The 20,790-nt window shown below is 61.0% G+C and carries 23 protein-coding genes; 9 read left to right on the top strand and 14 right to left on the bottom strand.

Annotated features, from left to right (window positions below; translation table 11 throughout):
- The 4 genes from VW35_RS13435 to VW35_RS13420 are packed head-to-tail and all read right to left on the bottom strand — an operon-like array spanning position 1 to position 5,503.
- The gene (locus tag VW35_RS13435; RefSeq protein WP_046143554.1) at positions 1-1,536 is read right to left on the bottom strand and encodes a Ppx/GppA family phosphatase; all 1,536 of its coding nucleotides are present in this window, start codon (positions 1,534-1,536) and stop codon (positions 1-3) included.
- Between the two features lie 2 nt (positions 1,537-1,538).
- Positions 1,539-3,704, bottom strand: a complete 2,166-nt coding sequence (locus VW35_RS13430; RefSeq protein ID WP_046143553.1) for an RNA degradosome polyphosphate kinase — start codon at positions 3,702-3,704, stop codon at positions 1,539-1,541.
- Complete coding sequence (locus tag VW35_RS13425) at positions 3,697-4,431, bottom strand: P-loop NTPase family protein (protein ID WP_046143552.1); 735 nt, start codon at positions 4,429-4,431, stop codon at positions 3,697-3,699. The genes VW35_RS13430 and VW35_RS13425 overlap by 8 nt, the downstream gene beginning before the upstream one ends.
- On the bottom strand, positions 4,412-5,503 hold the full coding sequence (locus tag VW35_RS13420) for an AI-2E family transporter (RefSeq protein WP_046143551.1): 1,092 nt from the start codon (positions 5,501-5,503) through the stop codon (positions 4,412-4,414). Before VW35_RS13420 ends, VW35_RS13425 begins: the two co-directional genes overlap by 20 nt.
- A 238-nt stretch (positions 5,504-5,741) precedes the next feature.
- On the opposite strand from VW35_RS13420, the gene purM reads away from it, so the two are divergent.
- Positions 5,742-6,818: a phosphoribosylformylglycinamidine cyclo-ligase gene (gene purM, locus VW35_RS13415; protein WP_046143550.1), complete on the top strand. Its 1,077-nt coding sequence runs from the start codon at positions 5,742-5,744 to the stop codon at positions 6,816-6,818.
- A 44-nt stretch (positions 6,819-6,862) separates the two neighbouring features.
- On the top strand, positions 6,863-7,402 hold the full coding sequence (gene purN / locus VW35_RS13410) for a phosphoribosylglycinamide formyltransferase (protein WP_425283776.1): 540 nt from the start codon (positions 6,863-6,865) through the stop codon (positions 7,400-7,402).
- A 72-nt stretch (positions 7,403-7,474) separates the two neighbouring features.
- Here the strand turns inward: purN and VW35_RS13405 are convergent, their stop codons facing one another.
- On the bottom strand, positions 7,475-8,056 hold the full coding sequence (locus VW35_RS13405) for a nucleotidyltransferase family protein (RefSeq protein WP_244465904.1): 582 nt from the start codon (positions 8,054-8,056) through the stop codon (positions 7,475-7,477).
- Between the two features lie 189 nt (positions 8,057-8,245).
- Here VW35_RS13405 and VW35_RS13400 point away from each other — a divergent pair, with 189 nt between their 5' ends.
- Together VW35_RS13400 and VW35_RS13395 are read left to right on the top strand one after the other, a co-directional pair.
- Positions 8,246-9,142, top strand: a complete 897-nt coding sequence (locus VW35_RS13400) for a DMT family transporter (RefSeq protein ID WP_046143548.1) — start codon at positions 8,246-8,248, stop codon at positions 9,140-9,142.
- Positions 9,143-9,189: 47 nt separating this feature from the next.
- Positions 9,190-9,396: a hypothetical protein gene (locus tag VW35_RS13395; RefSeq protein ID WP_046143547.1), complete on the top strand. Its 207-nt coding sequence runs from the start codon at positions 9,190-9,192 to the stop codon at positions 9,394-9,396.
- A gap of 69 nt (positions 9,397-9,465) precedes the next feature.
- Here VW35_RS13395 and gatB read toward each other — a convergent pair whose 3' ends face one another.
- From gatB to VW35_RS13380, 3 genes are all read right to left on the bottom strand, one after another.
- Positions 9,466-10,965: an Asp-tRNA(Asn)/Glu-tRNA(Gln) amidotransferase subunit GatB gene (gene gatB, locus VW35_RS13390; protein ID WP_046143626.1), complete on the bottom strand. Its 1,500-nt coding sequence runs from the start codon at positions 10,963-10,965 to the stop codon at positions 9,466-9,468.
- 100 nt (positions 10,966-11,065) lie between these two features.
- Positions 11,066-11,575, bottom strand: coding sequence for a GNAT family N-acetyltransferase (locus VW35_RS13385; RefSeq protein ID WP_052951714.1), 510 nt, complete (start codon positions 11,573-11,575; stop codon positions 11,066-11,068).
- Positions 11,576-11,613: 38 nt separating this feature from the next.
- Positions 11,614-11,931 carry a chorismate mutase gene (locus VW35_RS13380; protein WP_046143546.1) on the bottom strand — a complete coding sequence of 106 codons (318 nt, stop codon included), beginning with the start codon at positions 11,929-11,931 and terminating at the stop codon, positions 11,614-11,616.
- A 261-nt stretch (positions 11,932-12,192) separates the two neighbouring features.
- Between VW35_RS13380 and VW35_RS13375 the strand changes: the two genes are divergently transcribed.
- Positions 12,193-12,435, top strand: a complete 243-nt coding sequence (locus VW35_RS13375; RefSeq protein ID WP_046143545.1) for a YjhX family toxin — start codon at positions 12,193-12,195, stop codon at positions 12,433-12,435.
- A 135-nt stretch (positions 12,436-12,570) separates the two neighbouring features.
- Here the strand turns inward: VW35_RS13375 and VW35_RS13370 are convergent, their stop codons facing one another.
- The 6 genes from VW35_RS13370 to VW35_RS13345 form a co-directional block, all read right to left on the bottom strand.
- Positions 12,571-12,888 carry a hypothetical protein gene (locus VW35_RS13370; protein WP_046143544.1) on the bottom strand — a complete coding sequence of 106 codons (318 nt, stop codon included), beginning with the start codon at positions 12,886-12,888 and terminating at the stop codon, positions 12,571-12,573.
- A 129-nt stretch (positions 12,889-13,017) separates the two neighbouring features.
- Entirely contained in the window at positions 13,018-14,502 is a 1,485-nt protein-coding gene (gatA, locus tag VW35_RS13365) for an Asp-tRNA(Asn)/Glu-tRNA(Gln) amidotransferase subunit GatA (protein WP_046143543.1), read from the bottom strand.
- Positions 14,495-14,950 (bottom strand): hypothetical protein, encoded by a 456-nt coding sequence (locus VW35_RS13360; RefSeq protein ID WP_046143542.1) that lies wholly within the window; start codon positions 14,948-14,950, stop codon positions 14,495-14,497. The genes gatA and VW35_RS13360 overlap by 8 nt, the downstream gene beginning before the upstream one ends.
- Positions 14,950-15,432 (bottom strand): GNAT family N-acetyltransferase, encoded by a 483-nt coding sequence (locus VW35_RS13355; protein ID WP_046143541.1) that lies wholly within the window; start codon positions 15,430-15,432, stop codon positions 14,950-14,952. The genes VW35_RS13360 and VW35_RS13355 overlap by 1 nt, the downstream gene beginning before the upstream one ends.
- Positions 15,432-15,719: an Asp-tRNA(Asn)/Glu-tRNA(Gln) amidotransferase subunit GatC gene (gene gatC / locus VW35_RS13350; RefSeq protein ID WP_046143624.1), complete on the bottom strand. Its 288-nt coding sequence runs from the start codon at positions 15,717-15,719 to the stop codon at positions 15,432-15,434. The genes VW35_RS13355 and gatC overlap by 1 nt, the downstream gene beginning before the upstream one ends.
- Before the next feature lie 87 nt (positions 15,720-15,806).
- On the bottom strand, positions 15,807-16,331 hold the full coding sequence (locus VW35_RS13345; RefSeq protein ID WP_046143540.1) for a hypothetical protein: 525 nt from the start codon (positions 16,329-16,331) through the stop codon (positions 15,807-15,809).
- Between the two features lie 814 nt (positions 16,332-17,145).
- On the opposite strand from VW35_RS13345, the gene ruvX reads away from it, so the two are divergent.
- The 4 genes from ruvX (at position 17,146) to VW35_RS13320 (ending at position 20,516) form a co-directional block, all read left to right on the top strand.
- A complete protein-coding gene (gene ruvX / locus VW35_RS13335; protein WP_244465903.1) occupies positions 17,146-17,598 on the top strand; it encodes a Holliday junction resolvase RuvX in 453 nt (150 codons plus the stop codon).
- Positions 17,599-17,674: 76 nt separating this feature from the next.
- The gene (locus tag VW35_RS13330) at positions 17,675-18,637 is read left to right on the top strand and encodes an aspartate carbamoyltransferase catalytic subunit (RefSeq protein WP_046143538.1); all 963 of its coding nucleotides are present in this window, start codon (positions 17,675-17,677) and stop codon (positions 18,635-18,637) included.
- A complete protein-coding gene (gene pyrC, locus VW35_RS13325) occupies positions 18,634-19,926 on the top strand; it encodes a dihydroorotase (RefSeq protein WP_046143537.1) in 1,293 nt (430 codons plus the stop codon). Before VW35_RS13330 ends, pyrC begins: the two co-directional genes overlap by 4 nt.
- Before the next feature lie 89 nt (positions 19,927-20,015).
- Complete coding sequence (locus VW35_RS13320; RefSeq protein ID WP_046143536.1) at positions 20,016-20,516, top strand: DUF1993 domain-containing protein; 501 nt, start codon at positions 20,016-20,018, stop codon at positions 20,514-20,516.
- Positions 20,517-20,790: the final 274 nt, after the last annotated feature.

The raw sequence follows: 20,790 nt of genomic DNA, 5'->3' as shown, positions 1-20,790 counted from the left end.
TCAGCCGACTTCGACCCGCGAATCGGCGTGCTCGGCGAAGTTGGCCATTTGGCTGAGGCGGTTGCGCAGATGTTCGCCATTGAGGAAGGCGTAGTCGGCAGGAAGCTGCAGCACTAGCGTCTGCCCGTCGAGCCTGAACTTGATCCGCGGCAAGACGCCTGGCATGGCCGCGCTCATGGGGTAAGCGACCCGCAAGAGAGTGCCGATCAGCTTGGCCCAGCGGATCATATCAGGCGTCGAAAGCGGCGCCAGCGGATTGGCGGCCTTGCTTTTGAGCCCGTCATAGCGCACCGCGATGGTGGTTGCGAGTACGGCACGGTCGCAATGGTCGACGCCGGTCATCGAGCCGTAAGCCACGAGGTCTACGCTTTGCCGGCCGCGATAGTCGGGATGCGCACGCCAACCGATATCGGCCAAAAGGCAAGCTACCTGCCGCAGGCGCGACTGGTTGGGCGTTTCGCTGGTGCCGATCGCATCAAAATACTGTCCGGTAAATTCGATGAGATCCGCCGCGTGGGCTGGCGAACGCGATCGCAGGACCGACAGCTCCTCCGCCCCTTGGAACAGCGGATCGACGAGTTGCTCCTCCTCGGGCAGCAGACCGAAGAGATAACCTTCTCGTACACCCAGCGCGGAAAACACCACGCTGTCGAACTTGCCAGCGCGAAGCACCTCGGCCATCACTGCCGCCCCGAACGGCACCAGTTCGCGGCGCGAACTGCTGACGCTGCCGGCACCCGGATAGTTTTTCAACGACTCGGCAGCGACGATCTCGTCGCAGACCGCAATCATCTCCTCGGCCTTCACGACATAGTCCTGGACCATGTGAAGCGGGTAGTCGCGCAATTCGAGATGCAGCTTTGCCAGCGACCGCCAAGTCCCGCCGATCGCGGCAAAGCGGCCACCTGGCTCGATTTGCGGCAGCAATGAGCGCTTGAGCCGGTCGCGCACGATAGACGCGGCTTTCTTGGGCGAGCCGTCGGAATCGTCCTGGAGGCGGATGACGCCGAGTTCGAACGATTCCCCGTTGCCGTCGGCAGTGTCGGAAATAGTCGAAAATTCGAGGCTCCCGCCGCCGAGATCGCCCACGACGCCAATGAAATCTGGGATGCCCGCAACAACGCCCAGCGCTGCAAAATGAGCTTCTTCCTCGCCAGACAAGACGCGCACGGGCGATTCCATGATCGCTTCAACTGCCGCCACGAATTCCTGGCGATTGGCGGCGTCGCGTACTGCTGAGGTCGCGAGCACATGCACCGCGCCCACCCGCATCATGCGCGCCACAAGGGCAAAGCGCTTGATGGCGTCGAGCGCCTTGGCAACATTGGCATCGGCCAGTCGCCCGGTCTGGGCGATGCCCCGGCCGAGCGCACAAGCGGATTTTTCGTTGTAGAGTGGCGTCAGCGAGCGCGCATGGCGCTCATAGACAACCAGACGCACCGAGTTCGAACCGATATCGAGGACAGCAACTGGCTGGGCCCCCTTGATGCGGCCTTGGGCCGTTGGATCAGCGTCGACGCCCCAGAATTGTGTCAAACTCAACCCTCGTCGCCGTCTCCAATACCGGCGCTGCCGCGTCCGGACAGCGAGGGATTGGTCATAAAGTAGTTGTGCGCGTTGAACGGATCGGCGCCTTCCGCCACGCGCAGCCGGTGCGAGCTGCCGTCCGGCAGCACTTCCCAACTCTGCTGGTTGTCCTTCAAATAGGCAACCATTGTCCTGTCAAGAATTTGCTTGTGCACGGTTCTATTCAGGATCGGTACCATAACCTCGACGCGCCCATCGAGGTTGCGCCCCATCAGGTCCGCAGAGGAAATATAAACGAGCGCCCGCTGGGATGGCATCGCTTCGCCGTTGCCGAAGCAATAGATGCGGCTGTGCTCGAGGAACCGTCCGACCACGGATTTGACGCGGATGTTGTCAGAAAATCCGGGAATGCCTGGACGCAGGCAACAGATGCCGCGCACGATCAGGTCAACCTTCACGCCTGCCTGGCTCGCGTCATAAAGCGCGTCGATCACCTGCGGATCGACCAGCGCATTCATCTTGAGCAGGATCGAGGCAGGCTGGCCGCTGCGCGCCAGTTCGATCTCGCGGGCAATATTGTTGATCAGCGTCTGGCGCAGGTTGACCGGCGATACTGCGATAGTTTCGAGTTCAGTGGGCCGCGCATAGCCGGTAATGAAGTTGAAGACCCGCGCCACGTCGCGGGTGATTGCCGGATCGATGGTGAAGTAGCTCAGGTCGGTATAAATCTTGGCGGTGATGGGGTGATAATTGCCCGTGCCGATATGGCAGTAGCTCACCAGCTTGCCCTTTTCGCGCCGCACCACCTGGCTCAGTTTGGCGTGCGTCTTGAGTTCGACGAACCCGAAAACCACCTGCGCGCCGGCGCGTTCGAGGTCGCGCGCCCAGCGAATATTGGCTTCTTCGTCAAAGCGCGCCTTGAGTTCGACAAGGCACGTCACCGACTTACCCGCTTCCGCTGCCATTACCAGCGCCTTGACGATCGGGCTATCCGAGGAGGTGCGATAGAGCGTCTGCTTGATCGCGACGACATCGGGGTCGCGCGCTGCTTGCATCAGGAACTGGGCAACGACGTCGAAACTCTCGAACGGATGATGAACGAGAATGTCCTTGGCGCGAATAGCGGCGAAGCTGTCCCCGTTATAGTCGCGGATGCGCTCGGGAAAGCGCGCGATATAGGGGGTGAATTTCAGGTCCGGCCGGTCGACGTCGCAAATCTTGCGCGCATCGGCGAGGCCGAGGAAGCCCTGCACTTCGAATACATCGGCATCCTTGATGCCCATCTGCTCGCCGATCTGGCGCTGCAGCGCCCGGGGCATAGAACGCTCGATCTCAAGCCGGATCACCTGACCGCGCCGGCGCTGGCGCAGGGCCGATTCGAACTCGACCACGAGGTCGGCCGCTTCGTCGTCGATTTCGATTTCGCTGTCGCGGATGATGCGGAAAGCGCCCGAGCCGACGACCTCGTGCCCCGGGAACATCTTGTGGAAGAAGAGCTTGACCAGCGTGTCGATGGTCACGACTTCCGTGCGTCCCTCCGAAACGAGTTCGTTTGGCAGGTTGATGAACCGGTCGAGATTGCCCGGAATTCGCACCAGTGCGGTTAATGGCTGGTCGCTATCGGGCCGGCGCAATTCGAAGGCGAGAGCGAGGCCGAGGTTAGGGATGAACGGGAACGGATGGGCTGGATCGACTGCGATCGGGGTCAGCACCGGGAAGATTTCCTCGCGGAAAAGCTTTTGCAGGTACGACACCTGCTCCTCGGTCAGATCGTTCGATTCGTGGATGACAACGTTCTGCGCGAAAAGCTCTTCACGCAGGTCCTCCCAATGATCCTGCTGGTCGCGCTGCAGATGCTGGGCCAGCGTCGCGATTTCCTCTAGCTGCTCGGCCGGGCTCAACCCGTCGGCGCTTTGCTTGGCGAGCCCGGCGCGAATTTGGCCTTTGAGGCCGGCGACGCGGACCATGTAAAATTCGTCGAGATTGTTGGCTGAAATGGAAACGAACCGCAGGCGTTCAAGCAGCGGGTGGCTCTGGTTGCCGGCTTCTTCGAGCACCCGCATGTTGAACTGCAGCCAGCTCACCTCACGGTTGACGAACCGCGCCGGGCTCTGGCGCAGCGCCTCGATATCAGGGGCAACGCCTTCGGCTTCAGTGAACTCGCTCATTTCATTCATCGGTTGTAAGGTCCCCATCCTGTTGCCCGTCGTCTCCGCGCTCGGCCTCACGAAACGAGAGTGCCTCTGCAGCGATCGTGCGCGTGATGGCCGTGCCCCTCGCTAGGGCAAGCCGATCCATGTGGTCTGCGAGCACAGCCACTTCCTCGGGGCTGCGCTCCATGCGGGCCACGAGATAGAGGATGATTTTCGGGTCGACCTTGATCTGACGATCGCCGAAAAGTTTGGCGAACATCTGTGACAGTTCTATGTCGTCGCTGACTTCGAGCCGGAAGGCCGGCGCCCGGCGAATGCGCGAACGCACGTCGTCGGTGGCCAAAGTCCAGTCGCTCACTTCGCTCCGCGCCGTCAGCAAAAGCGTGCGCTCGCCGCGCATGGCCTGGTTGAGCAGGTGAAAAAGGCTCGGCTCGTCATAACCGAGACGATCGACATCCTCGACCACCAACGGGCCGCGCTCATTCCTGCCGGCAATATCGGCAATGGCTTCGGGCGTGACGAAGCCAGCATGGCTGCGATCAGCGAAAATCCGCGCGAGATGCGATTTTCCCGACGCAGCCGGGCCGATCAGCAGCGTCACTGCATCGGGCCAATGCGGCCAGGCAAGGATACGGCTATGGGCAAGGGCATTACCCTCGCCGACAAGGAAATCATCCTCGGCATGCGATGGCGTGTGCCCCAGTTCCAGCGGTAGTTGCCGCAGCCTATCGTCACGCAGAGGTATTGCCACCCTGTCCGCCGTGGCTCGAGCCGAGATAGAGGGTGCTGCCCTTATATTTCCGCACGGCATAGCGCACGAGCACGCCCCCGATCGCCGCGAGCGGCACTGCAAGCAAAAGGCCAAGGAATCCGAAGAGCGCGCCGAAAGCGAGCAGTGCGAACATCAGCCAGACCGGATTGATGTTGATCGAGCTGCTGACAAGCTTGGGATAAAGCACGTTCCCTTCGATGAACTGCCAGCCCATGAAGATGCCGAAGACCACGACAACCATCCACCAGTTCGGCCAGAATTGTACGATAGCGATCCCCACCGACAGAGCCAGGCCAACCCCGAAGCCCACATAGGGGATAAAGCTTAGGAGCCCTGCAATGAGGCCGACGGCGAGGCCGAAATTGAGACCGACAAGCGAAAGCGCGGCAGCGTAAAAAACGGCGTCGATCAGCAGCACGCCGCCCTGCCCGCGGATCACGCCGGCCATGGAGCTATCGATATCGCGCAGGATGCCGAGAATTTCCGCCCGATGCTTTCGCGGAAGCAGGTCGTGCACGCCCCGCACCATCCCGTCCCAGTCCAGCAACAGGTAGAAGGCGACGACGGGGGTAAAGATCGTGAAGCCGATCACGCTGATCAGGGTCATCCCCGAATTGACGATTTCCGAGGTTAGGATACCGACAAGGCCAACGAGCTGGCCCATCATGTCCGATACGGTGCGTTCCACCTGCGCCGCGCGCTCCGGCCCCAGCCACTGGTTCAATTCCGGCGCCCAGCGCCGCGCCAGTGCCTCGAGATCGGCAGCATAGCCCGGTAGTCGCTGCACGAGCCCCAACACCTGCGACGCCACCATCGGCAGCAGCATCACGAAAAGGCTGATGATGATGGCCACGACGCTGAGCAAGACGACAGCCGTGGCCCAGCCGCGGCTGAACCGCCATCTTTGCAATTGCGCCACCAGCGGGTTGAGGAGATAGGCCAGTGCGGCGCCGACGACGAAAGGCAGTAAAATGCCGCGGAAAATCCATAAGGCGAGGATCAGGAAGACAAAGAAGCCGATCCAGATCAGCACTTGATTTCTAAGGTTCATGGTGCCGGGCGGCCCTTGCGTCTGACTATCCGAGAAGCTATCAGGCCTTCTAGCGGTTCCGGCATCGGCGCCTATCACCTTTGCACAACGAAAACGCGACAAAAACCAAAGACCTAGAGCATTGCGCGATTCCCGCGGGAAAGCACGAAAGCTCTAGCGGCCAGCACCGAGAAGTTCAACCAGACGGGGTCTCGGACGCCTCAGCGTTACCGATATCCCCAGCATTGGCGATAGGCTCATGTCCGACGTGGAAAACCTGCCATCAAATGGTCTTTCATACAAGCAGGCGGGCGTCGACATCGATGCCGGCAACGCTCTTGTCGAAGCGATCAAGCCCGCGGTGCGCTCGACGCGCCGCCCCGGCGCCGACGGCGAGATTGGCGGCTTTGGCGGCCTTTTCGATCTCAAGGCGGCTGGCTTTAAGGATCCCGTCCTCGTCGCGGCCAATGATGGCGTCGGCACCAAGCTCAAGATTGCCATCGACACGGGCAAGCACGACACGATCGGGCAGGATCTTGTCGCCATGTGCGTCAATGATCTCATCGTGCAGGGCGCCGAGCCCCTGTTTTTCCTTGATTATTTCGCAACCGGCAAACTCGATGTTGCCCAGGGCACAGCCATTGTCGAAGGCATTGCCCATGGCTGCCGCCTCGCCGGTTGCGCCCTGATCGGCGGTGAAACCGCCGAAATGCCGGGCATGTATCATGGTAACGACTATGACCTTGCCGGCTTTGCCGTGGGCGCTGCCGAGCGCGAAAATCTTCTGCCGCGCAAGGATATTGCTGCCGGCGATACGCTGGTTGCCATCGCCTCCTCGGGCGTTCATTCCAACGGCTATTCGTTGGTCCGCAAGATCGTCGAGGTTTCCGGCCTCGCCTGGAATGCGACTGCCCCATTTGAAACCGGCAAGACGCTGGCCGAGGCACTCCTCGAGCCGACCCGCATCTACGTCAAGCCGATCCTCGCCGCGCTCAAGGATGGCATCGGCATCAAGGCCCTCGCCCACATCACCGGTGGCGGCTTCGTAGACAATATTCCCCGCGTGCTGCCCGATGATCTGGCAGCCGACATCGACCTTGCTGCCGTGACCGTCCCGCCCGTTTTCGGCTGGCTTTCCAGCGTCGGCGGCATGAGCGAGCGTGAAATGCTACGCACCTTCAACTGCGGCGTCGGCATGCTCGTGGCCGTTGCAACGGAGGATGCCGACAAGCTGGTGGAGAGCCTCACCGCTTCCGGCGAGATCGCTGCCATTGTCGGTCAGTTGACGGCGCGAGCGGGCGAACCCGTAACCTTCCGCGGAAAGCTCGCCCTGTGAGCCGCAAGAAGGTCGGCGTCCTGATCTCGGGCCGCGGCTCGAATATGTCCGTCCTGATCGAGGCGGCCAAAGCGCCTGACTTTCCAGCCGAAATTGTCGGGGTCCTCTCCAACCGCGCCGCCGCGCCGGGCCTTGAAATCGCGCAGCAGCATGGGATTGCCACGGCCTCTCTGGCCCAGAGCAAGTTCCCGAGCCGCGACATGTTCGAGGATACGATGACCCAGATCCTTGAAAGTTGGGAAGTCGACATCGTCTGCCTCGCCGGCTTCATGCGCATCCTGGGCGAAGACTTCGTCGAGCGCTGGCGTGGCCGGATGATCAACATTCATCCCTCCCTGCTCCCCGCCTATAAAGGCCTCGACACCCACGCCCGCGTCATCGCCGATGGCGTCACGGTTCATGGCTGCACCGTGCATTTCGTAACGCCCGGCCTTGATGAAGGCCCAGCAATTCTCCAGGCGGAAGTGCCCGTACTGCCGGGCGACACGCCCGAAACCCTTTCGGCCCGCGTGCTTGTCGAAGAGCACCGCATCTATCCCGAGGCCCTGCGCCTTCTCGCCAGCGGCTCCGTCAGCCTCGAGTGATCCGCTGACCGTCGGCACGCGAGGGCCACCGCCAGTCCGTTTTAGCTCAGGTCGACAGCCGAGGCGCGCCGTCTAGAGTGGCCATTGCTCGAATTGCAGTTCCGGCCAGCACGCCATCGCCCGCTTTCCCTTTTCGTCGTGAGTTTGCCGGTTCGGCAAGACAGTGTTCGGTCGCAGGCGAAATGAAAAAAGGTCGTCAAGCCCGAACGGCGCCAGGATTTGGATCTTGCCCGTCTTCAGTCTCGCTCCGACGGCATAGGCGTTGGTCGTAAAATAGCGGAGCATTTCGGCGCTGCTCCGGAGCTGCGGATAATCGATGCCGAATTTCTGGGGAAACCAGAGATGCACCCGCGCCTGGTTCCGGAGCTGCACGGATATCGGGCTGCCGGCGAACCGCGCCTCGACATGCCGGATTACTCGATCCTCGGCCGCAAAGCTCAGGTCGCTGCCGTCGAAATAGGCTACATCAGCATCCCTGACCCCGAAATGTTTTGGTCGGCCGGTCAGCACATTCCAGACCATGTTGTAGATCGCCCCGGAGGTCAGCAGTGCATCGGGCAGCGCTGAAGCCTCCATAGTCTTGAGCAGATCCATCAACACCGCATCGTCAGCGATCATCTCGATTAGAACGCGTTGCTGCTGGGCCAGGCCCAAGCCCGCATAGCGCAAATGCTTGTCCACGATTGCATCCCCCGTCTCTGAAGCACAACCCTGCCCTCCTGACACTCTCTGTCAGCAGCCGCTACTCATCAGCGTCATTGATAGGTCCCATCGTCAAAATCGGTTCGACCTTCGTTCCGTGCAGGCGTAGCGTCCACGCTCTTTGATGAAAGGCCCCTAAAGATGAGTCTGCGCGATTGGTTCTGGATTATCCTTCTTGGCGCCATCTGGGGCTGTTCCTTCGTCTTCAACGCCATTCTCATCCGCGAGATCGGCCCGCTTTGGGTGACATCGCTCCGCGTCGGCATCGGCGCGCTCGGCTGCTGGGTGGTCATGCTGGCGCTTAAGAAATCCGTGCCGCGGGATCCAAAGCTCTGGCTGCAGCTGGGGGGTCTGGGCATCATTGCCTATGCCATCCCCTTCGCGCTCTTTCCCCTCGCCCAGGCGCACCTTGCGAGCGGCATCGCTGCCATCATCAATGCGCTGACACCCATGGTCACCGCGCTCATTTCCCATTTTTGGATCGGGGGCGAAAAGGCCACGCCCACCAAGCTCACTGGCGTTGGGATCGGCTTTGTCGGCGCGGCCATCCTGGTGTCCCCGGCGCTCGCCGGCGGTGGCTCGTCTCAACTTTGGGCCATTGCGGCCTGCCTCGGCGCCACGCTCTGCTACGCGATCTCGCTAAACATCACCCGCAGCTACAAGCATATCGAGCCGACCGCCTTCGCCGCGATCGCCCTGACCGGCGCCGCGGTGGTCTCGCTACCGGTGGCTCTGATCGGCGAAGGTCTTCCGGTCATGACGCGGCCGGAAACCTTCGGCGCCGCCCTCGCCATCGGCCTCTTGTCGACCGCTTTCACGTTCCAGATCATGTACCGCATCCTGCCGCGCGTCGGCGCGACCAACTTTGCCACAACGACCTTCATCGCTCCGATCTCGGCGCTGATCATCGGCGTTACGGTTCTCGGCGAAACCATCTTGCCGATTCAGGTTCTCGGCATGTTCGTCATTTTCTTCGGCCTCTTGTTTATCGATGGCCGCATTCGCCATATCTGGAGTCGCCGCGCCGCGACGATGTAAGCCTGGAACCTCCCGCCCGGCCTGTCGTTGGCCGGCAGGAGGTTCTCATGCCCAACACGCCCGAAATCGATCCGCAGCCCGACGAACCTGTCGTTCCCCAGCCCGAGCCGCCGCAACCGGTCCCGGCTGATCCCATTCCCTCGAGCCCGCAGGAAATTCCAATGCCCGACCAGCCGGTCGAGGACCCCGGCCCATCCATCGAGCCGGAGATTCCGCCTGTTCCCGGTGATCCGCCGCGTCCGCAGGAAATCTGATCGCCCGAACTAGAAAGCCCGGCCCCGCGATGCACGGCGCCGGGCTTTTCAATAAGGGTGCTGGAAGCCTTATTCGATCCCGAGCTTCTGCTTCATCAGCTCGTTCAACGCCTGCGGATTGGCCTTGCCACCCGAAGCCTTCATCGCCTGGCCGACGAACCAGCCGATCATCGTTGGCTTGGCCTTGACCTTTTCAACCTGATCAGGGTTAGCCGCGATGATCTCGTCGACGATCTTCTCGATCGCGCCGAGATCGGTCACCTGCTTGAGACCACGCCGTTCGACGATTTCGGCCGGATCGCCTTCCGGCTCCTCGCCGATCAGGATCTGCAACACGTCCTTGCCACCTTTGGACGAAATCGTGCCGCCGGCGATCAGGTCGACGAGCCCGGCAATCTGCGCCGGCTGCAAATGCGTTTCCCATACAGCCAGACCCTGGCTATTGGCGAAGGCGGCTACGTCGCCATTGAGAATATTGGCGACTGCCTTGCCATCCCGCTTGGTGCCGCCATGGGCGACGCAAGCCTCATAGTAGTCCGCGGTTTCGCGATCGAGCGTCAGCACCATCGCGTCATATGCCGTTACGCCATGGTCGCGGATGAACCGCGCCTGCTTCTCGTCTGGCAGCTCCGGCAGTCCCTCGGCCATCTTGGCGACGAAGGCATCGTCGAATTCGAGCGGCAGCAGGTCTGGATCGGGAAAATAGCGATAGTCATGCGCTTCTTCCTTGGAGCGCATGGACCGTGTTTCCCCGTTCTTGGGGTCGAAGAGGCGTGTCTCCTGGTCGATCGAGCCGCCGTCTTCCAGAATGTCGATCTGACGCCGTGCTTCGTATTCGATCGCCTGACCCGCGAAGCGGATCGAGTTGACGTTCTTGATTTCGCAGCGCGTACCGAACTCGCCGCCCGGACGGCGCACCGACACGTTGACGTCGGCACGCATGGAGCCCTGCTCCATATTGCCGTCACAGGTGCCGAGATAGCGCAGTATCGTACGCAGCTTGGATAGATAGGCCTTGGCTTCTTCGGCCGAGCGCAGGTCGGGCTTGGAGACGATTTCCATCAGCGCCACGCCAGACCGGTTGAGATCGACGAAGCTCATGTTGGGATGCTGATCGTGGATCGACTTGCCGGCATCCTGCTCGAGGTGCAGGCGCTCTATCCCGATTTCGATCTTTTCGCCATCGACGTCGAGCAACACCTTGCCCTCACCGACGATGGGGTCCTTGAACTGGGAAATCTGATAGCCCTGCGGCAAGTCCGGATAGAAATAGTTCTTCCGGTCGAACACGGAGCGCTTGTTGATCTTTGCCTTGAGGCCCAGCCCGGTGCGCACGGCCTGGCGCACGCATTCCTCATTGATGACAGGCAGCATGCCGGGCATGGCCGCATCAACGAAGCTGACATTGGCATTCGGCGGATTGCCGAACGCCGTCGACGACCCCGAAAACAGCTTGGACTCGCTCGTGACTTGCGCGTGCACTTCCATGCCGATGATCACTTCCCAATCGCCGGTCGAACCGGAAATCAGGCGCTTCTTGTCAGGGGTGCGGGTGTCGACGAGGGTCAATTCAATGTCCTGAAAGGCGAGGCAGAATGTAAGTATGTGATTACTGAGGTTGGCACGGCGATGCAACCGCAATGGCCGGAAATCCGCCCGCTACCGGCGCTCAATCCTCGCCGATATCGCCATCGAACGGATGCAGCTCCTTTTCGAGATGCACGCTCATGAATGGTTCGTGCGCGGAACGCGCCTCTGTCCGCAGCGCCAGGATTTGATAGCCTTGGCGTTCGTAGAATCGCACAGCGCGGACATTGTCGGCCGGCGTTTCCAGCAAGACCCGATCAGCCCCCTCGAGCTCGAGGATCATTTCCATCCTGTTGAGTAGCCGCGCGCCGATGCCATGCCCTTGCATGTCCGGCATCACAAAGAGGAAGGGAATGTAGTTGCGCCGCCTGGAGCGGCAGCACCAGCCGACAACGACGCCGTTGAGCGTTGCGACGATAGCGTTCTGCCAATTCATCCCCGCCGCCTGCGACAACCGTTGCCGCTCGTTTTCCCGGTGTCCCGGCTTCTCGTCGAGCAGCGGGCGGATGCCGGTGTCCCAGGCGGAGAAAGCGATGGTAGCCATGCGTGGAGCGTCGCCGATTTCCGCTTTTCGAATATCGATAACTGCCATGGCCGCTCCTTGATGGTTGCCGGCCCAGCCGGCTCTCCCTAACGCGCCCGGCGCCGGGCTGCGATGATGCCTTTTTCGTAATTCACGTTCCAGTCGATCAGCGTCCGCCAGATCAGTTCGGCCTGATCTTCATCGAGATCGAGATCGAGGCTGCGCGATCGCACTTTGGTGACCACTGCCTCGATGCGCGCCGGGTCATAGGCCTCGTGCGGATCGGTCTTGATCTCCGCCATACGCGTAACATAGCGGTGACGCTCGGCAAACAGGGCCAGCAAAGCCTGGTCGATCCGGTCGATCTCAAACCGGACGTCGTCCTTGCTTTCACATTCGGCAGGCAGTTTTGCGGCAGCGGTCAATGTCGATCCCCTAGACTGGTCTTGTTGCTGGTTTGCACCGGCATGGCGTTTTTTTCAACCGCGCTTCGGGCCGAATGTGGACTGGCGCGCCCACCCGCGATAGAGAATTTCTTATGTCTAGTCAGTTTGAGATTGTCTGAGACCCCGTCGACTCGCGACGGGGCAGAATGAACCACCCGGCTTCTGTGCGTGATGCCAGCGGCGGGGCATGTTTGTTCGCGGCTAGCGCTTTAGCGCACCGCCCTAGACACTCAGACCTCAATGAACATTTCCCGAATCGAACGCCGTGTGCTCGGCGTTCTGGCCCTTGGCGGCCGCATTGACCCTGTCCGCGATGACGAGGGTCGAACCGTCGACGTCGAATGCTACACCCGCGAAGGCTGGATGATGAGCGACTGCAGCTTCGATCTCTTCAAACGCCTTCGTGCCAAGAAGGTCATCGCCTCCAAACGCAGCGGTCCCTATCGCATCACGAGAGAGGGACTGGAGATGTTGAGGGGTTAGGGGTGAACAGCAAGTTCTCCCTCCCGCGTCATTGCCCGGCTTGTCCGGGCAATCCATCTTCAGTCCCCCAAATGGCCTCAAAACAAAAAAGGCCGCAGGATCACTCCTGCGGCCCAAAATCCAAAAATCCAAAGCTCAGTGCTTGGTCACTTCGCTTAGTGCCGCCGCGATGTGTTCCCATTCGGCGCTGACGCTCGCGGTCGCCCGGCGTTTGCCGGCGCGGCGATACCAATAATCGGCGTTGCCCATGTCGGCCTCGATCCAGTGCATCAGCGCATGGACCCAATCAAACTGCTGCACGCCTTCCATCGCCTGGACGATGTTATGTGCTTTTTCCCATTCGGGCCCAACGCGGAACTCGCCTTTTTTCAGCCACCAGAGTGCCTGCAGCGGCTTGCTCATATCCTTGGGTGGCTCGGACCAGTCGAGCGTCGTGAAAATATCATCGGCCATCGGCGAAATTCCTGTTGGCCTGGACGCAGCCGACGGGCGCGTCACAACCAGTTTAAACTTGTGCATGGGGCGCAAATAGTGCGGAACGGCGGCGCAATCAAGCGCCGCCAGACTCCGAAGCCTTGTGGCTTACCACCACTGCTTGGGGGCAAAATCGGTGCCGGTGCTCTTTTCGATCACGCGCGCCGCTGCAAACAATGTCTCTTCGTCGAACGGCTTGCCGATCAGCTGCAGCCCCAACGGCAGCCCCTTGCCATCCTTGCCCGCTGGCACGGCAATGCCCGGCAGCCCCGCCATGTTGACGGTTACGGTGAAGACGTCGTTGAGATACATTGCGACTGGATCGGCCGCCAGCGCTTCATCGCCAATTCCGAAGGCCGCAGAAGGCGTTGCGGGCGTCAGCACGGCATCGACACCACCGTTGAAGGCGTCCTCGAAGTCCTTCTTGATCAGCGTCCGGACCTTCTGCGCCTTGACGTAATAGGCATCGAAATAGCCGGCCGAGAGCACATAGGTGCCGATCATGATGCGGCGCTTCACCTCGCGGCCGAAACCAGCGGCGCGGGTCAACTCATAAAGGTCCGTAATGTCCTTGCCCGAAACGCGCAGCCCATATTTGACGCCATCATAGCGTGCGAGATTGGACGACGCCTCGGCCGGTGCGACGATATAATAGGCCGGGAGGGCATATTTCGTGTGCGGGAGCGAGATGTCCTTCACCGTCGCGCCTTCTGCCTTGAGCCATTCGAGACCCTGATTCCAGAGCGCCTCGATCTCTGCCGGCATCCCGTCCATGCGATATTCGCGCGGCACGCCGATGGTCAGCCCCTTGACGCCCCGTTCGACGGCGGCAGCGAAATCCGGCACGGCGAGATCGACGCTCGTCGAATCCTTCGGATCGAACCCGGACATGGACTGCAGCATCAGCGCCGCATCTTCCACGGTGCGGGCGATCGGACCAGCTTGGTCCAGCGAAGACGCGAAAGCTACGGTACCCCACCGCGAGCAGCGGCCATAGGTGGGCTTGATGCCGACGGTGCCTGTAAAAGCTGCCGGCTGGCGGATCGAACCGCCAGTGTCGGTCGCCGTCGCGCCGGCGCAGAGCCATGCCGCCACAGCGGCCGCCGAACCACCCGAAGAGCCGCCCGGCACAAGATTGGCATTGCTGCCTTCGGCGCGGAATGGATTGACTACCGGGCCGTAGTAGCTCGTCTCGTTGGACGACCCCATGGCGAATTCGTCCATGTTGAGTTTGCCCAGCATCACCGCGCCATCGCGCCAGAGATTGGCCGTTACGCTCGATTCGTATTCGGGCTTGAACCCATCGAGAATGTGGCTGGCGGCCTGGGTGTGGACGCCCTTGGTCGCAAAAAGATCCTTTACGCCGAGCGGAATGCCTTCCAGTAGTCCAGCCTCCCCGCGCGCCAGTTTGGCGTCGCTTGCCTTGGCCATGTCGCGCGCTTGCTCGGGCGTCGTCGCCACATAGGCATTGAGCTTGTCATTGGCAGCCTCGATCGCGCCGATATAGGCGTCGGTCAGTTCCACCGCGGTAAAGCTCTTGTCCTTGAGGCCCTTGCGGGCATCGGCGAGGCTCAGCTTGGTCAGGTCAGTCAACGGTAATCTCGCTCAGATTGTCGCAGCGTGTGTAAATCGTTGCGCCGGGGGCTGCAACCTCACTCGCCGGTTCGAAAAGTCCTGCCGCCGCCATGGCAGCATCGGATGACGAGACCACCTGGATCTGGGTCTCGGAATAAGGGGCGATCGCCAGCGTGTCCGGATAGATCTCGCCTGGCAATTCGCAGACGGCATCGACGAAAAGATGCGACGATCCCTCGCGGCTCTTGATGTCGAAGAAATTGCACTGGAATTCCATGGACTGGATGCCCTTTGGAAAACCAAGCGCCACGAAATCGAGGTCCATAAAGGCATCGATTCCTTTTTTCTCGAGCATGTCGCAAGCCTTTGGATCGCTGACATAGATCTTGCTCTGGTCGATGCGCAGGTCCTCCTGCGCCATGGCAGGCGCCGCGAAAACCAGAGCCGCGAGCAAAACAATGCGCATCACGCTACTCTCTCTGCAATGAGCTGCATCTCGAAAAATGCCGACCATTCGCTGTCCGGATAATCGAGAAACGGCCCGCGCGGCACGAATCCGTAACGCGTATAAAGCCGATGCGCCTCGGCCATGCCCTCGCCCGTGCCGGTTTCGAGCATGACAGCCGCCAAGCCGCGCTCACGCGCCAGTCCGACGATCCGCTCCAGCAATTGCCGGCCGACGCGCTGCCCGCGCACTTGCGGGACCGTATACATACGTTTGACTTCGCCCAGCTCCGGCCCATGCGCCTTGAGCGCACCCATGCCGACGGCAGTACCGCTTTCATCGCGTGCGACAAACAGCGTTGTGTCGCTATCGGCCATCTGCTCGACAGTCATCTTGAACTGGAATTCGACCGGCGACAGGGGCAGGAGATGCGCGTTCAACCGCTCGACCAGCCCGCGCACATCATCCTGCAGAGGCGTCTCGATGGCGATCGAGATCGCCATTATTCGACCACCTTGGGCACCATGAAGAAGTTGTCTTCCGTCAACGGCGCATTCTTGACGATCTGCTCGGGATAGGACCCATCGGTCACGACGTCATCGCGGCGGCGCAACTGCATCGGCGTCACCGACGTCATCGGTTCCACCCCTTCGACATCGACTTCATCCAGCTGCTCGACAAAGCCCAGAATCGCGTTGAGCTCCTGCTGGTATCCAGCGACTTCATCCTCCTCGATACGAATACGGGCAAGGCGCCCGATGCGCTTGACGGTGGCGGCGTCGACAGACATGGCAAACTCCAGCGAATAAGGCATTCTTTGCCGCTTCATTAGCAATGCGCAGCGGCAAATGACAATGAAAATGGCTTATGCCAAGGATCAGACTTCCACAGCCAATCCGCGCTCGAGCGCAATAAGCCCGGTCCCATCGAGCCGATCCCGCAGAGCATCAAAGGCCGCCTCGACCTCCATCTCGCTCCCGGCCAGCGCGATCAACCGCGGCGCCGCCCGCTCCAGAAGCGCCGCACCGCGCGCCGCCAACCCTTCCCCGATCAGCACCACGATAGCCTGTCCCAGCCAACGCCCAACCGCCGCAAAATCTGCCTGAGCCAACACGAGCGGCGCCTCGCCATCAGCATCCACCACTAACACGCCCGGCCCCAGCCTAACCACCTCCGGCCGCCGCATCGCCTCATCCGCCTCGAGCATCCGCAAAGGCGTTCGCGGCTTCCAAGCCACAGGATCTCGCACTTGCCAGCCGGCAAAGCCTCCAAAAAGCTCCGCGCCACTTACTAGCTCCGCCCGATCCACTGCTGGCAAGGCCCCTTCGCCTTCATCAACAAGCACAATCGTGCCCGCCGCATGAATGCGAAACGTGTCGTCTCCGAACCAGGTGAGTTTCATTGATCTGGGATGCTGCTTGTTAAATGCTCCCACGTTCCTGCAGGTACCGCATAGCCAAGGCAAGAGGCTTTGGTATTGGCACACCTGATCTGTAGTCCGCAATGACGCGCTTCGAGAGGCCAAGCAGGGCACTCAGACCTTCTACGCTCAAACGCAATTCGTCCATGATTGCCCGAAGTTCGATAGCGTCCATGTATGTCTGGGGCAGTTTAAGCATGGCGGAGACTGCCACGCGACTTCCATCGCTCCATTCCAACGCCCCACCATCAGCCGAAACGCGGGCGGACCGGAATAATCGGTCGTCTTTTCTGAGCGACACGTAGGATCGATGATTGGCCAAGAGCGGCATCAGATCAGCCTGAGACTCACGGCCGTCAGACCAGACGATCTTCACGACCCGTCCGGCTAGTGGCACAACGCTGGATAACCTGTGAGCCGGCCTTACCAAGCCAGCGACGTGCAGCATCAAGGTAGTTGCTCCCGCGAGCGCCAAACCACAAAACCCGCGCCATTTTGAGAACGGAATTGGGGCTGCTCGACGTCCAATTTCAGTTATATAGACACTGACCCAAAACCCAACACGCGGGCGTACGGCACAGCATAGCCGTGCCCGACATCTGTCCGAATTGGGCTTGGTACTTACACATCTATCCAGGCACCGCCGCATATCCCGTCCTCTAACTCGAGAAATCAGCATTCACTGCAGATTTCACAGAGCCATCGGTAGGAAGATGCAGCAAGTCCGGAAAGACACTTATATAGTAGATTGGTTCTACTATTGTTCTCTTTGTGTTCCAAGTCAAGAGTTATAGTTTTGGAAAATGACCCACTAGCCGCCATCCCCCCCACCGGCAAAATACTTGGCCTCGATCTCGGCACCAAAACCATCGGCGTCGCTGTGTCGGATGGCATGCGATACTCGGCCTCTCCACTCGAAACGATCAAGCGCACAAAATTCACCCAGGACGCGGAGCGCATCATCGCTCTTGTCGCCGAGAACAACGCCGTCGCCCTGATCCTCGGCCTGCCGCTCAACATGGATGGATCTGAAGGCCCACGCGTCCAGTCCACCCGCGCTTTCGCCCGCAATCTCAGCCAGAAACTCGATCTTCCGATCGCCTTCTGGGATGAGCGTCTTTCGACCTCTGCAGTCACCCGCATGATGATCGAAGCCGATCTGCGCCGCGATCGCCGCGCCGAGGTCGTCGACAAACTGGCAGCGAGCTACATTTTGCAGGGCGCCCTCGATCGGCTGCGTCGTCCATAAGCGTTGAAAACCGACTCATCGCTTGCCCCTCGCGCCCCCCTCGGATAGACCGCAGCAAATCTGAAGGGATCCGCGCATGGCCGATACGCCCGCCCGCACCTCCGGCGACTTTCCCCCGTTCCGCCAACGACACCTGATTTCCATTGCTGATCTCAAGCAGCACGAGATCATCGACCTTCTTGACCGTGCCGAGCGCATGGTTCCGGTCAGCCGGCAGGAGCGCAAATCGCTCCCGACGCTCTCCGGCAAGACCCAGATCAACCTTTTCTTCGAGCCCTCGACGCGCACGCAGTCGTCGTTCGAGATCGCCGGCAAGCGCCTCGGCGCCCTCGTTGTCAACATGTCGGTGAAAACGTCGTCGGTCTCCAAGGGCGAAACCCTCGTCGATACGGCCGCGACGCTCAACGCCATGCGCCCCGATGTGCTGGTGGTCCGCCATGGCGCTGCTGGTGCCGTCGAACTGCTCAGCCAAAAAGTCGGCTGCTCGGTCGTCAATGCCGGGGACGGTGCTCACGAACACCCCACGCAAGCCCTTCTCGACGCGCTGACCATCCGCCGCCACAAGGGCCGGATTTCCGGCCTTACCGTCGCAATCTGCGGCGACATCGCCAATTCCCGCGTCGCCCGCTCCAATCTGCTGCTGCTTGGCGCGCTCCATGTCCGCACCCGCGTCATCGCCCCGCGCAATCTCCTACCTGCTGGCATCGAGCACCTCGCGACGGAAGTTTTCACCGACATGGAAGAAGGCCTCAAAGGCGTCGATGTCGTCATGATGCTGCGCCTCCAGCATGAGCGGGCAAGCGGCAAGATGATCCCCTCGGTGCGCGAATATTATCGCTTCTATGGTCTCGATGCCGAAAAGCTCGCCTTTGCCAATCCCGATGCCATCGTGATGCATCCCGGCCCCATGAACCGCGGCGTCGAGATCGATCCCGCCATCGCCGATGGCGCCCGTTCGGTCATCACCGATCAGGTCGAAATGGGCGTTGCCGTCCGCATGGCTGTCCTCGACGCGCTGCTTTCGGGAGATCAGGCATGACCAAACCGCTCCTCATCGAAAACGCCCGCATCGTCGATCCCGCCTCGGGCACCGACCAGCGCGGCGCCGTCCTCATCGAAAACGGGCGCATCGCCGACCTCGCCCTCGATGGTCCCGTCGGCGTCCCCGACGACGCTGAAGTCATCAACGCAAACGGCCTGGTCCTTACCCCGGGCCTCATCGACATGCGCGTCTTCACCGGCGAGCCCGGCTGGGAATATCGCGAAACCCTCGCATCGGCTGGCGAAGCCGCCGCGGCCGGTGGCGTCACCTCCTTCGTGATGATGCCCGACACCATGCCGGCAGTGGACGATGGTGCCGTGGTGGATTTCCTTGTCCGTCGCGCCAAGGCGACCTCGAAGGTCAACGTTCTTCCCGCGGCCGGCATCACCAAGGGCCTGGCTGGCAAGGACCTGACCGAGTTCGGTCTCATGCGCGAAGCCGGTGCGGTCTGCCTGTCCGATGGCCGCAATTCCATCCAGTCGACCGCGCTTCTGCGAACCGCCATGTCCTATGCCGCCAACTATGACATGACGATCGTCCACCACACGGTCGATATGAGCCTTGCCGGCGAAGGCGTCATGAACGATGGGCTCTTCGCCACGGTCTTGGGTTTGAAGGGCATTGCCCGCGAAGCCGAAACCATCCCGCTCTCGCGCGATCTGCAGCTCGCGGCACTGACCGGTGTCCGCTACCATGCTGCTCAGATTTCGACCGAAGCCTCAGTCGAGATCGTCGCGGCCGCAAAAAGGCGTAACGCGCGCATTACCGCTGGCGTCTCGATCAACAATCTCTGCCTCAACGAAAACGACATCGGCCGCTACCGCACCTACTTCAAGCTCGGCACACCCCTCCGCAGCGAAGACGATCGCCGCGCCGTCATCGAAGGTTTACGGTCGGGTGTGATCGACACGATCCATTCCGATCACGACCCGCAGGACAGCGAAGTCAAACGCCAGCCCTTTGCCGAGGCCTCCACCGGCGCCATCGGCCTCGAAACCCTGCTCGCTGCCGCGCTGCGCCTCGTTCATTCCGATGACGTTCCGCTGCTGACCGTGTTGAAGGCCATGACCAGTCGACCCGCCGAAATCCTCGGCCTCGAAGCCGGTCGCATCGCCAAGGGCGCCCCGGCGGACCTGATCCTCGTCGATCTCGATTATCCCTGGCAGGTCGACGAAAAGCAGCTTCGGTCGCGCTCGCGCAATACCAGCTTCGAAAACGCTCGCCTCGCCGGCAAGGTCATGCGCACCATCGTCGCCGGCGAAACTGTATTTTTACACGAGGACTAAGCGCTGGCCTTTCCGCGCAAACACCAAGACCCTATCTTGCGGCACGGGAGGCACTCAGCTTCCCGTGCTTTTTCTTTCATGGTGTTCCAATGACGCTGTCCATGTATTCGGCTTCGGTGCCGGTCTTTTCCCGCATGCTCAAAAATCTTCTCGCTATCTTCGAAAAGGCCGAAGCCTATGCGGCCGAGCAGAACATTGACCTGCAGAGCTTCGTCGAGACCCGCCTTGCGCCCGACATGATCCCACTGAGCGGCCAGGTGCAGATCGCCACTGACGGCGCCAAGGGTGTTTCCGCCCGGCTCGCCGGAAAGCCATTGCCGAGCTGGCCGGATGACGAAAAGACCTTCGCCGAACTCAAGCAGCGCCTGCAAAAAGCCATCGATTATCTCGCGACCTTCTCGCCGGAGGATTTTGCCGGCTCTGACGATCGAACGGTCACCATCAAGATCGGCGGCCAGGATACCGAACTCACAGGCGAAACCTATCTTCTCAACCGCGGTCTGCCCAATTTCTATTTCCACGTCACGACCGCCTACGACATCCTCCGCCACAAGGGTGTGCCGATCGGCAAGAAGGATTATTTGGGCTAAGCCCGAAGCTTCCGCACCCATCGGCGAACCACCTCCCCCATGATGGTGCACTATGCACTCTGGACTGTCGGTAGCCTGCCTTCCCAACCACGGTGTCATTCCCGCGAAAGCGGGATGACACGGTGGAAATTGGAAACGCCGCGCGGGCCCAAAGTGAACACCTCCCCCGTTAACGGGGGAGGATGGGAAGGGGTGCGGGCGCCACGATTTCCCTGCGCGTGAACGCCCCTTTCCAGCCCTCCCCCGTCAAGAGGAGGGTGCGCATCGGATATGC

Source organism: Devosia soli, assembly GCF_000970455.1.
GTDB classification, from domain to species: domain Bacteria; phylum Pseudomonadota; class Alphaproteobacteria; order Rhizobiales; family Devosiaceae; genus Devosia; species Devosia soli.
Note: the sequence above shows the minus strand (reverse complement) of the source record. Positions and strands in the feature narration are given on the sequence as shown.

Coding starts and splice junctions, on each gene's coding strand:
- VW35_RS13430 (WP_046143553.1), bottom strand. CDS start 3,704: ATGAATGAAATGAGCGAGTTCACTGAAGCCGAAGGCGTTGCCCCTGAT.
- VW35_RS13420 (WP_046143551.1), bottom strand. CDS start 5,503: ATGAACCTTAGAAATCAAGTGCTGATCTGGATCGGCTTCTTTGTCTTC.
- purM (WP_046143550.1), top strand. CDS start 5,742: ATGTCCGACGTGGAAAACCTGCCATCAAATGGTCTTTCATACAAGCAG.
- purN (WP_425283776.1), top strand. CDS start 6,863: ATGTCCGTCCTGATCGAGGCGGCCAAAGCGCCTGACTTTCCAGCCGAA.
- VW35_RS13400 (WP_046143548.1), top strand. CDS start 8,246: ATGAGTCTGCGCGATTGGTTCTGGATTATCCTTCTTGGCGCCATCTGG.
- VW35_RS13395 (WP_046143547.1), top strand. CDS start 9,190: ATGCCCAACACGCCCGAAATCGATCCGCAGCCCGACGAACCTGTCGTT.
- VW35_RS13385 (WP_052951714.1), bottom strand. CDS start 11,575: ATGGCAGTTATCGATATTCGAAAAGCGGAAATCGGCGACGCTCCACGC.
- VW35_RS13375 (WP_046143545.1), top strand. CDS start 12,193: ATGAACATTTCCCGAATCGAACGCCGTGTGCTCGGCGTTCTGGCCCTT.
- VW35_RS13370 (WP_046143544.1), bottom strand. CDS start 12,888: ATGGCCGATGATATTTTCACGACGCTCGACTGGTCCGAGCCACCCAAG.
- VW35_RS13360 (WP_046143542.1), bottom strand. CDS start 14,950: ATGCGCATTGTTTTGCTCGCGGCTCTGGTTTTCGCGGCGCCTGCCATG.
- VW35_RS13355 (WP_046143541.1), bottom strand. CDS start 15,432: ATGGCGATCTCGATCGCCATCGAGACGCCTCTGCAGGATGATGTGCGC.
- gatC (WP_046143624.1), bottom strand. CDS start 15,719: ATGTCTGTCGACGCCGCCACCGTCAAGCGCATCGGGCGCCTTGCCCGT.
- VW35_RS13345 (WP_046143540.1), bottom strand. CDS start 16,331: ATGAAACTCACCTGGTTCGGAGACGACACGTTTCGCATTCATGCGGCG.
- VW35_RS13330 (WP_046143538.1), top strand. CDS start 17,675: ATGGCCGATACGCCCGCCCGCACCTCCGGCGACTTTCCCCCGTTCCGC.
- pyrC (WP_046143537.1), top strand. CDS start 18,634: ATGACCAAACCGCTCCTCATCGAAAACGCCCGCATCGTCGATCCCGCC.
- VW35_RS13320 (WP_046143536.1), top strand. CDS start 20,016: ATGACGCTGTCCATGTATTCGGCTTCGGTGCCGGTCTTTTCCCGCATG.